This is a genomic window from Acinetobacter sp. YH12098, assembly GCF_013419235.1.
Classification (GTDB): Bacteria; Pseudomonadota; Gammaproteobacteria; order Pseudomonadales; family Moraxellaceae; genus Acinetobacter; species Acinetobacter amyesii.
Window position 1 is genome coordinate 74,199 of the sequence record NZ_VPAO01000012.1, and the last position, 9,737, is coordinate 83,935.

8 protein-coding genes and 2 pseudogenes are annotated in these 9,737 nt (G+C 43.2%); 6 read left to right on the top strand and 4 right to left on the bottom strand.

Going from position 1 to position 9,737, the window contains the following annotated elements:
• Window positions 1-262: 262 nt before the first annotated feature.
• Complete coding sequence (locus FTU38_RS05350) at window positions 263-883, top strand: TetR/AcrR family transcriptional regulator (protein WP_078190649.1); 621 nt, start codon at window positions 263-265, stop codon at window positions 881-883.
• A 69-nt stretch (window positions 884-952) separates the two neighbouring features.
• On the opposite strand, the gene FTU38_RS05355 is transcribed toward FTU38_RS05350, so the two are convergent.
• From FTU38_RS05355 to FTU38_RS05365, 3 genes and pseudogenes are all read right to left on the bottom strand, one after another.
• On the bottom strand, window positions 953-1,519 hold the full coding sequence (locus FTU38_RS05355) for a 5'-nucleosidase (protein ID WP_111886021.1): 567 nt from the start codon (window positions 1,517-1,519) through the stop codon (window positions 953-955).
• A 117-nt stretch (window positions 1,520-1,636) separates the two neighbouring features.
• On the bottom strand, window positions 1,637-2,713 hold the full coding sequence (locus tag FTU38_RS05360) for an aromatic ring-hydroxylating dioxygenase subunit alpha (RefSeq protein WP_180110702.1): 1,077 nt from the start codon (window positions 2,711-2,713) through the stop codon (window positions 1,637-1,639).
• A 259-nt stretch (window positions 2,714-2,972) separates the two neighbouring features.
• Window positions 2,973-4,113, bottom strand: a pseudogene (locus tag FTU38_RS05365) (TDT family transporter).
• Between the two features lie 208 nt (window positions 4,114-4,321).
• Here FTU38_RS05365 and ribF point away from each other — a divergent pair.
• The 5 genes and pseudogenes from ribF to FTU38_RS05390 form a co-directional block, all read left to right on the top strand.
• Entirely contained in the window at window positions 4,322-5,323 is a 1,002-nt protein-coding gene (gene ribF, locus FTU38_RS05370) for a riboflavin biosynthesis protein RibF (RefSeq protein WP_180110703.1), read from the top strand.
• 63 nt (window positions 5,324-5,386) lie between these two features.
• Complete coding sequence (ileS, locus tag FTU38_RS05375; protein WP_180110704.1) at window positions 5,387-8,233, top strand: isoleucine--tRNA ligase; 2,847 nt, start codon at window positions 5,387-5,389, stop codon at window positions 8,231-8,233.
• Entirely contained in the window at window positions 8,226-8,765 is a 540-nt protein-coding gene (gene lspA / locus FTU38_RS05380; protein WP_078190655.1) for a signal peptidase II, read from the top strand. The genes ileS and lspA overlap by 8 nt, the downstream gene beginning before the upstream one ends.
• The gene (locus FTU38_RS05385) at window positions 8,758-9,240 is read left to right on the top strand and encodes a peptidylprolyl isomerase (protein ID WP_078190656.1); all 483 of its coding nucleotides are present in this window, start codon (window positions 8,758-8,760) and stop codon (window positions 9,238-9,240) included. Before lspA ends, FTU38_RS05385 begins: the two co-directional genes overlap by 8 nt.
• 145 nt (window positions 9,241-9,385) lie before the next feature.
• Window positions 9,386-9,595 (top strand): annotated as a pseudogene (locus tag FTU38_RS05390) (NADPH-dependent FMN reductase); the annotation flags it as partial.
• A gap of 18 nt (window positions 9,596-9,613) precedes the next feature.
• On the opposite strand, the gene FTU38_RS05395 reads toward FTU38_RS05390, so the two are convergent.
• Window positions 9,614-9,737, bottom strand: a 124-nt coding sequence (locus FTU38_RS05395) for a zinc ribbon domain-containing protein (RefSeq protein ID WP_180004803.1), incomplete at its 5' end; no start/stop codon positions are given.

The following is a 9,737-nucleotide window of genomic DNA, read 5'->3' on the forward strand; positions in this document are numbered from 1 at the left end:
GCATTGAGGGCGATTTATCGTCTGTTGACAAATACATCACAAAAATTACGACAAATCATATAAATCCATGACTAAAAATAATGATTTATTTAGATTTCACCCTAAAATGATTATTTGAAATATTATGGCATTCGTCGTATTTATTTGACCGTTGAACAGAATAAACTGCCAAAATTCATAAAATTAAAAACGATGATTGTGCACAAATCTGTTGATTTGCCGTACAATTCAATATTCCCTTTTCATTTTCTTAAAAGAGCTAATGGAACAAAAAAAGAGTACCCAGAAACGCCACCAGTTGCTTAATGCAGCACTGGATGTCTTTTCCCTGTATGGCTTCAATGGCGCCAGCTTGGATGAGATCGCACAGATTGCAGAAATGCATAAATCGAATATTTTCTATTACTATGAAAATAAAGAAGCGCTTTATGTTGAAGTTCTGACAACGGTTCTACAAAAGTGGCTTGCTCCGCTACAAATGTTGGAAGCAGACCTTGAGCCTGAAGAAGCGATCACCAATTATCTATTGCAGAAAATTGAAGTATCTCGTACGCAACCGAAAGCCTCACGTTTGTTCGCACTTGAAGTCATTCAGGGCGCACCACACATTCTTGAAATTTTAAAAGGCCCACTAAAAAAATTAGTGAAACGCAAAGCCAAAGTCATTAGCAACTGGCAAGAGCAAGGTAAAATTTCAAAAGATATTGATCCAGAACTTTTAATTCTGAACATTTGGGCAATTACGCAAAACTATGCTGACTTTGCAACCCAAATGGAAATGGTCACTGGAAAAACCTTACGTAATCGCAGTATGCAACAACGGATTATTCAACATACCGTTCATATGATGCTTTACGGTGTAATTCCACGCCCAGAAAAGTAAATTGAATTGGGTCGAATTGGCATACGACCATAGCATTCTATGGTCGCCGACCGAAATTAGCTAAATGCCTTATTTGACTGTTTGATATAATTTCAATAATTTCTTTGCGCCGAATAATAAATTTTCTTCCCAATCCAGATGCGCTGTGTCATTCGCACCATCGGTAATATATTTTACCGATACAAAGCGAACACCCAGTTTTTTACATACTTTAGCGATTGCGTAGCCTTCCATATCGACAAGATTACACGGTACTTTCGGCAGCCCAGTTTCAAAGCTGTCGCCTGTACCACAAATTCCTTTAGGCAAATGGCTAAACATGCTCTCTGGCTGAATTTCAGCAGGATGATCGGTATCCATCGGCGTCACCCCCACATCAAAACCCAAAGGCGATACATCCATATCCCGTTGTACAAATTGAGCTACTTCAACCAAAGCATGTGCATCAAAATGTGAACTTCCCGCAGTGCCCAAATTCAGCAAAGTATGACATCCGGTTTTTTGAATCACATCAAAGGCTTTAAATGCGGCATTGACTTTACCAATACCACTGTAATGTACTTCAATGCCTGCGGCTTCAAACAAGCCTTTAGATTCACTCGGCAGTGCCATAATTAAAGCGATTTGCTGACGCATAGCGGTCTCCTCAAATTGATGCCTTCATATAGCATACATTTGCACGTGCGCAGAAAAAATCATCTTCAAAAATCGCATTGCTCAGAAAATAAATTCCTCACGCAGATTTGAATGCTATCAAATTTGAAATTGCATCGGCCGCTTGCCAATAAAAGATGGTGCCAATTGTTGGTCATGACGTAAGGCATCTAAAATCTTCTCTAATGCAATATGTGCCATATCCCCTCGTACACTATGCGAATGGGTCATCGGCATATGCTCGATGCCAGCTCTTCGCGCTGACAAAATTTTAATGTCTTGTTTGTTGACCACCCAAGTATAGGCATTCACAGCCGGCATCAATGCCTTAGACAACAATTTTGGAATCGGAAATTTATAACTGACACAGGTATAAACCCGTGACTCATACGGCCCCACAGGGCTAATCAGACTATTAAACACCATGCCCGATGGCTCTCCCCAATGGTATTCCACCAAGGTAATATTCGGCGCGATAAAACTGTCGCGGTGGACCTGTTCAGCACCATGCGGATTGGTCAGCCATGGCATCATGCCGACTTCTGCATCATGGTCATGATAGTCAACGACTACTTTGCGCGGCCCGACATCTATGGTGGCATCCACGGCTTTTCCCGACTCTGAACGAAACCAGCCTTCATGGACAAATATGGTATGGGTTACATCCATTATATTCTGTGCAACAGCGCCCATCTCGCCATCATAACTGCCGACCATGTAATAGCTGACCCAGCCGGCTTGATCATAAAACGGTAATTTAAATATTTCCGGGCGTTCCTGTTTGGGCTTTTCACCGAGATAAATCCATACCACCCCATCTTGCTCACATACATCAAAACTACGCTGTTTAAAGGGATGCGGTTTTTCTGGAAAAAATTGTCCATTGACACTAGGAATATGCGCCACATGCCCATCGCCCTGATACGACCAACCATGATATGGACATGTCACGCAGCCATCGGTCATTTTACCCTTAGACAAAGGCACACCACGATGCACACATTGATCGAGCAATGCAGCGGCTGTTCCATCTTTTTGTCGGAACAGAACAAATTTTTTACCATACAGGGTGGCTGAAAAAGGCTGATCTTTTTTGAGTTCTTTAGAGGTACAAGCGACGTACCATTCTTCTAATAATCCTTTGGCATCATCCCAAAAACGGGTTTGATTACACATAATTCGATCCTTATTTTTATCTTTTTTGTTTTAATCCATATGCCTTGCTCTAGTTCCTACACTTCAAGCAAGTTTATATCTCGAAGCCAGTTGGTCTCTCGAAAATACGCGCAAATTTTATACATGAATGTTTTGCTTGGATAGCAAAATAACGTAACTGCATCACACGCTTGCACAAGCTCTATATTTGTTTGCTGAAATCCGTCAAAGCCAACGCGCTATAGTTTTCTTCAACGGATTTACATTCACCCGACATCATTTAAGATGCGCTCTGAGCATCACAATACGCTTTTAAACACGGAGAAAAAAATAAGCTACCGCGATAAAACCCTTGTATGGTTTTCAGCATCACCAATAACCAAAGCGTACAGAGCAATACTGCAAAAAAAGTACCGAACTGTTGAATAGCGTGTAATTGCGTCTGTTCCGCCAAATGGATGACCGCCAAACTAAAAACGCCGAATGGAAACGTCATCGCCCACCACCCGAGATTAAAGGGTAAATCTCGCAAATGTTTTAGCGTGATGAGTATAGCGATTCCAAACCACCATACACCAAATCCGAGCAGAACAAGGGCTGCAAACACACCGCCTTGAAGCAACACCTGTCCCAAATCAGCCAAATCTACTACTGTCAAAATACGCGGGGCTTGCTCTCCCAAAAGTAACAGCGCTAAAGCCCCTGTCCCAATCGGTCCTAAGGCCAACCAACTGCTGATCACCATATCCTTGCTTGGCAATTGATGTAAAGCTAGACGCAGCAACAAGATGCTTAAGATGGCAAATGCTGGAAATACTGAGATTCCCTAAAGCAGATAACTCCCCAGCAAAATATGGACAGCATGAGCCTGTGCAGGTAAATGCGCCAACAATAAACCGCCTGAACTGGCAGCCACCTCGCAAGCCACTATCGGCAATAACCATACTGCGGTCATGCCTTGCAGCGCATGTTGCTGACGACTAAACATCAGAAATGGAACACACCATGCAATCGCAATTGCCATCAACACATCGACATACCATAAATATTCAGCCCATGTGATGATGCTTACGCCCAAAAACTCAGTGTACAGCGTGGTGCCAAATTTCAATGCGCCATTGATCAGGGTTGCCAGTGCCATGGGGATCGCCCCAAGAAATAAACTCATCACTGGATGCTGGAAAATCTGCTTGTGGGTACAATATCCATCGGCTGAGATACATCCCACTAAACAATATGAACAACACGATGCTGATCTGCCACAACCCTGCTCCGATGGACCACATCGACTGCGGCGCCACCGCTATAGATGGTAAAATGAGAGCCACCACACCTGTGCCCATCACCACCGTAAACCAGTTTGGGGTGAAATGACGAATCAAGTCTTGTTTATGCTGGAGTTGATAAAATGGCATTTTCATCGCATGATGCTCATCAAAATGGAATGTCTATAGTTTAAGCACACCATTAAATAAGAAAAATTGATTAATATTTATTTTTATAATTTATTTTACTGATAATAAATTCATCTCTGCATAAAAAAACTTGAGTAAAAACACAACAACAAGACGAACGCAGAAGATTATGGCAATATATAGCCCTCAAACATTTTCAACAATTGATTCGCCCATGAAGCTGCTCCGTCTGAATGCTTTAGCGCCCCACTTAGAACTCCCCAAAACTGCCGTGACCATTGGCAATTTTGATGGCGTACATTTGGGTCATCAAGCGATGGTCAGCCAGCTCAAAGACATAGCACAGCAACAAAACTTAAAAACAGCTGTGATGATTTTTGAGCCACAACCACTTGAATTCTTTAAAGCTTATGACGCTCCACCTCGAATCAGTTCACTACGTGAAAAAGTCGAATATTTAACTGAACTGGGCGTCGACTATATTGTGGTGGCGAAATTTGACAATGCCTTTCGTAATCTCAGCGCTGAAGAATTTGCCGATATTTTAAAAAATAAGCTCAATACACAAAGTTTAGTTTTGGGCGAAGATCACCACTTTGGCAAAAACCGTCAAGGCAATAGCGAATTTTTACGCCAATACGGCTTCCAAGTCACAGCCATGCAGAATGTCGAAGTCGATGGCGAACGTGTCAGTTCGACACTGGTTCGTCAGACATTACAAGCAGGTGACCTTGCCCATGCCGGAAAACTTTTAGGTCGTCCTTATAGCATCACCGGTCGTGTGCAATATGGCGATCAAATCGGTCGCACGATTAATTTTCCTACCATTAATGTGCGTTTAAACCGTCATAAACCTTGTTTAAATGGCATTTATGCAGTCGATGTCATTTGTGAAACCGAATCTTTAACAGATAAAGTAAAAAACGAAAATGCTGACAAATTAGGGGTTGCAGGTTATGCACCCTCTGCCCTGTTTGGTGCAGGGCATGTTGGTACGCGTCCCGCAATTAAACAGGAACATCCTGAATGGCGATTAGAAGTACATTTTCCTGATGTTTCTGCTAATCTGTATGGCCTGTTAATGCGGGTGACGTTCTTGAACTTTTTACATGGCGAAAAGGACTACCCTTCGCTTGAAGCACTGAAAGCCGGAATTGATGACGACGTCGAAAAGCTCCTTGAGTTTCGAGGTCAGCACCCTCATTTCCCCTTTTAAACCCCGATTATTTATTGTAAAACGCGTCAGTCAACGGGCTGATAAATTTGGAAGACAACTTGCATGAGCGATAAGCAAACTCCTGAAAATGCAGTGGATTATAAAGCCACGCTAAACCTCCCAGGTACTGAATTTGCGATGAAAGCAAATCTCGCAGTACGTGAAGCGAAATGGTTAGAAGAGTGGTATGCCGACAACATTTATCAGCAGATTCGTGCATCGCGTATTGGCAAGAAAAAATATGTGCTTCATGACGGCCCTCCATACGCAAATGGCCAAATTCACTTAGGCCATGCGGTGAATAAAGTCCTGAAAGACATCATCATCAAAAGCCGTGTAATGGACGGTTTTGACGCACCGTATGTACCAGGTTGGGACTGTCACGGTCTTCCAATCGAACTGAAAGTTGAAGAAAAAGTCGGTAAAGTCGGCGTAAAAGTAGATGCCTCAACTTTCCGTAAAGCCTGCCGTGAATATGCCTACACCCAAGTCGAATTACAGAAAAAAGACTTCGTGCGTATGGGTGTGTTTGGTGATTGGGACAATCCTTACCTCACCATGAACTTCAAACAAGAAGCCGACATCGTTCGTTCGCTCGGTGAAATTGCCAAAGCAGGCCATATTGAGCCGGGTCTTAAACCTGTGAACTGGTGTTTGGACTGTGGTTCTGCCTTAGCTGAAGCTGAAGTGGAATACGAAGACAAAAAATCAGATGCGATTGACGTTGGTTTTAGCGTTGTTGATTTAGCTGATTTATCTGCACGCCTAGGTGTAGACGTTACTGACCGTACAGATATCGTGATCTGGACAACAACGCCTTGGACTATGCCTGCCAACCAAGCGGTTGCTCTACACGCTGAACTTGAATACCAATTGGTGAAAGCAACTGGCGAAGACAAAGCAGCGCAAAACTTCATCCTTGCAAAATCATTGGTTGAATCTGCAACTCAGCGTTATGGCTTTAACGCAGTTGAAGTGATTGCTGAATTTGCTGGTGCAAAACTTGAAAACCTAGTACTACAACATCCGTTAATTGCTGAACGCCAAGTACCAGTGATTTTAGGTGAGCATGTCACAGACGGCAGTGGTACAGGTGCTGTACATACCGCGCCAGGCCATGGTGTGGACGACTATAAAGTTGGCTTACAGTACAACCTGAAAGTCGACAATCCAGTTGGCGGCAACGGTGTGTATTTACCGACTGCACCAATTTTTGCAGGCGAACACATCTACAAAGCCAATCCAAAAATCATTGCTGCTTTAATCGAAGCAGGTAAACTTTGGGCACATGTGGTGATCAAACATAGCTATCCACATTGCTGGCGCCATAAAACACCGATTATCTTCCGTGCAACACCGCAATGGTTCATCAGCATGGATGCAAAAGGTTTACGCCAAGGTGCATTGAACGCGATTGAAAATGACATCAGCTTCGTACCGGATTGGGGTAAAAACCGTATCCAATCGATGATTGAAGGTCGTCCAGACTGGTGTATCTCACGTCAACGTACATGGGGCGTGCCGATTCCGTTCTTTGTGCATAAAGATACTAACGAACTTCACCCGCGTACGCCTGAGCTGATCGAAGAAGTGGCGAAGCTGATTGAACAAGAAGGTATTGATGGCTGGTATAACCGTGATGCATCTGAGTTTATCGGTGCAGATGCAGAGCAGTACAATGCGGTTCGTGACACTCTAGACGTTTGGTTTGACTCTGGAACAACACACTTTGCAGTACTTCGTGAACGTGAAGAATTGCAAGACCCTGCTGACTTGTACCTTGAAGGTTCTGACCAACATCGTGGCTGGTTCCAGTCTTCATTGTTGACGTCTATGGCGATTAATAACCGCGCACCGTACAAAAGCTTATTGACTCACGGCTTTGTTGTGGATGAAAAAGGCCGCAAAATGTCGAAGTCGATCGGTAACGTGATCACTCCACAAGACATCATTAAAGACATGGGTGCAGATGGTCTACGTTTCTGGATCGCGTCTGCAGACTACCGTTATGAAATGACTGCGGGTAAAGAAATCTTTAGCCGTGCATCAGATGGTTACCGCCGTATCCGTAACACATTGCGTTTCTTGTTGGCTAACTTGAATGGCTTCAAACCATCGACGGATGCGTTGCCTGTTGATCAATTGATCGCGCTTGATCAATACATCTTGCAACGTGCTGCGGAAGTACAGAAAACCATTCAGCAAGCCTATGAAGATATGAACTTCCATATCGTGACCAGCGCATTGACCAACTTCTGTATTAATGACTTGGGTGGTTTCTACCTCGACATCATCAAAGACCGTCAGTACACCACCAAAGCCGACTCTGCGGCGCGTCATTCTGCACAAACTGCGTTGTATCACTTGGTTCAAGCCTTTGTTCGTTGGATGTCTCCGATCTTGAGCTTTACCGCACAAGAAGCTTGGCCACTGATTCCAGAGCAATCTGAGAAATATGTATTTACTGCAGAATGGTATGACATTCCTGTAGCCTCTACAGCAGATTTAGTGACTGAAGCTGAATGGCAAACCTTGATCACCGTTAAATCTGCAGTGAACAAGTTTATTGAAGCTGCACGTACTGCAAAAACTGTGGGTTCAAACTTGTCTGCCAAAGTTGAACTTTGGGCCAATGCTGAGCTGAAAGCTGTTTTAGACAAATTCGGTGAAGAACTGCGTTTTGTCCTCATCACCTCTCAAGTGATTGTCAATGAGTTTGACGCATCACAAGGTGAAGCCTCTGACCTTGATGGTTTAAATGTCAAAGTCTCTGCTGCTGACGGTGAAAAATGTGCACGCTGCTGGCATGTACTGCCAGATGTGAATACACATCACGAACATCCAGGTCTTTGTTCTCGTTGTATTATTAACCTTCCTACAGGTCAAGGCGAAGAGAGAAAATATGCCTAATCCACAAGAAAAAAAGGGCTTCTTTCAATTCTACCCACACAATTTAGTGTGGGTGGGCTTATCCATTGTTGCCATTATTTTGGATCAATGGACTAAATGGATTGCAAGTACACATCTGAACTACGCAGATCCTGTACCTGTCATGCCCTTTTTAAATTGGACATTACTACATAACTATGGCGCTGCCTTTAGTTTCTTGTCCGATGCCGGTGGATGGCAACGTTATTTCTTTACTTCACTCGCAGGACTTGTGTCTGTCATTTTTGTATTTTGGCTCATGCGTATGCCAAAAAACGTGAAAGTCCTTCCGATTGCCATTGCCCTGATTTTAGGCGGCGCAATCGGTAACTTAATTGACCGCGTATCTTTAGGCTATGTGGTGGATTTCATTCACGTGTATTACAACAACAGCCACTTTCCTGCATTTAATATTGCAGACAGTGCCATTACTTTAGGCACGATTCTGCTTCTTATCGATACGTTTTTCTTAGAAAAACACCGAATTCAACGTGCGGAAGCGCAAAATGACTGATTTTATCAATCCTAACGAGGAAACTCGTATTGAAGAAGGTTCTAAAGTAGACCTTCACTTTTCTGTTGCTATTGAAAATGGCGTAGAAATTGACAATACCCGTAGCCGTGCTGAACCTGTCAGCCTTGTCATGGGTGATGGCAGCTTATTACCGGGTTTTGAGAAAGCTTTATTCGGTTTACGTGCAGGTGACCGCCGTACTGTGAGCCTTCCTCCTGAAGATGCTTTTGGTCCATGGAACCCGGAAAACGTACAAAAATTTGATACCGTCAAATTTGAGCAACGTCCTGTTGAAGGCCATATGATTGAGTTTGAAGATAAAGCCAAACAAAGTCTGTATGGGGTGATCAAAACCGTCGGTGAAGACATTACCGAAGTGGATTTCAACCACCCTCTAGCCGGTAAAAATATCACCTTTGAAGTTGAAATTTTCAAAGTGACCCCTGCCGGTCAACAAGGCGTGAAACTGATCTAAGTTTCAGCAAATAAAAAGCTCCTTCGGGAGCTTTTTTTATCACTATTTTTATAACTATCAATCGACTCGATACATTTTCTGTATATGCAACAGATCGAATTCATATTAATTTAATGCAAGACTTTAAAACAAGACGGGAAATACGATGAAACTTCATATTATTGTCGGCAGTGTCCGCGAAGGCCGTACGGCAATTAAGATTGCAAACTGGCTACTTTCAGAAATCGAAAGCTATGACTACAGTACCGTAGAAACTGAAATTGTCGATTTAAAAGAATGGGATCTGCCTATTTTTGCAGGCGCACATCCACCATTAACCGGGATTTATGACCAACCCAAACAACAAGCATGGGCAGTTGACATCCTCCCCCCCTTAAAAGAGGGTGATTCCTACAGCTAGACGCTTATGCCCAAGCGCAAGAATGTTTAGAGCTGAGTTTATATCTCGATCATGAGCTGTACCACAGCTCATGCACTCCCATTCTCTTATTCCAAGA

Excerpts from the sequence above, each read along its gene's own strand:
- lspA (WP_078190655.1), top strand. The coding sequence starts at position 8,226 with ATGCCTAATCCACAAGAAAAAAAGGGCTTCTTTCAATTCTACCCACAC.
- FTU38_RS05350 (WP_078190649.1), top strand. The coding sequence starts at position 263 with ATGGAACAAAAAAAGAGTACCCAGAAACGCCACCAGTTGCTTAATGCA.
- ribF (WP_180110703.1), top strand. The coding sequence starts at position 4,322 with ATGAAGCTGCTCCGTCTGAATGCTTTAGCGCCCCACTTAGAACTCCCC.
- FTU38_RS05360 (WP_180110702.1), bottom strand. The coding sequence starts at position 2,713 with ATGTGTAATCAAACCCGTTTTTGGGATGATGCCAAAGGATTATTAGAA.
- FTU38_RS05355 (WP_111886021.1), bottom strand. The coding sequence starts at position 1,519 with ATGCGTCAGCAAATCGCTTTAATTATGGCACTGCCGAGTGAATCTAAA.
- FTU38_RS05385 (WP_078190656.1), top strand. The coding sequence starts at position 8,758 with ATGACTGATTTTATCAATCCTAACGAGGAAACTCGTATTGAAGAAGGT.
- ileS (WP_180110704.1), top strand. The coding sequence starts at position 5,387 with ATGAGCGATAAGCAAACTCCTGAAAATGCAGTGGATTATAAAGCCACG.